Source organism: Geodermatophilus sp. CPCC 205506 (genome assembly GCF_051383635.1).
Classification (GTDB): Bacteria; Actinomycetota; Actinomycetes; order Mycobacteriales; family Geodermatophilaceae; genus Geodermatophilus.
Window position 1 is genome coordinate 1 of sequence record NZ_JALPKP010000122.1, and the last position, 971, is coordinate 971.

Annotated in this window: 1 protein-coding gene; it reads right to left on the minus strand. The window is 73.8% G+C overall.

What is annotated here, in order from left to right:
- Positions 1-971: NAD(P)/FAD-dependent oxidoreductase (locus MY520_RS27900; RefSeq protein WP_436695951.1), on the minus strand; the 971-nt coding region annotated here is incomplete at both ends.

The window sequence follows — 971 nt, forward strand, 5'->3', positions numbered from 1 at the left end:
GCGGTCGCGCCGATGCCGGCGGGGTCGTCGCTGCTGTGGCCGGGGAACAGGGGCTGGTCGGGGTCGAGGTAGGTGGCGGCGTTGTTCACGGCGGTGGCTGCCTCCCCGAAACCGACCGCGATCAACCGCACCTTGCCCGCGTACTCGGTGATGTCGCCGGCGGAGTACACCCCGGCCACCGACGTGCGCATGGCGGTGTCGACGAGGATCTTGCGGTCCACGATCTCGATGCCCCACGTCTCCAGCGGACCGATGTCGGCGGTGAAGCCGAGGGCGGCGATGACGGCGTGCGCCTTGTACGGGGTGACGGTGCCGTCCTTGCCGCGCACGTGCACGGTGTGCAGGACGCCGTCGCCGTCCAGGGAGTCGACCTGCGCGTCGGTGACGATCACCGCCCGGCTGCGCTCGAGGTCGGCGACGCTGGCGGCGTGGGCGCGGAAGTGCTTGCGGCGGTGCACGAGGGTGACCGACGCGGCGATGTCCTCCAGCGCCAGGGCCCAGTCGACGGCGCTGTCCCCGCCGCCGACGATGACGACGTCCTGACCGCTGTGCGCGGCCAGCTCCTTGACCACGTAGGTCAGCCCGCGGCCCTCCCACTCGCCGCCGCCGGGCAGCGGGCGCGGGGTGAAGGTGCCGATGCCGCCGGTGATGACGACCGCGCCGGTGCTGATCCGCGTGCCCTTGTCGGTGGTCACGACCAGCCGGTCGCCGGCCCGCGGGCGGTGGCCGGCCTCGTTGGCGAGGTGCTCGGCGCGCTCGCCGAGGACGTACACCGGGTCGAAGCGGGCGGCCTGCTCGACCAGCCCGGCGACGAGGTCGCGGCCCTTGATGCCGGGGAACCCCGCGACGTCGTAGACCATCTTCTCCGGGTAGAGCGCGGTGACCTGCCCGCCGGGCTCCGGGAGGCTGTCGACCACCGCCGTCCGCAGGCCGCGGAAGCCGGCGTAGTACGCGGCGTACAGGCCCGCCGG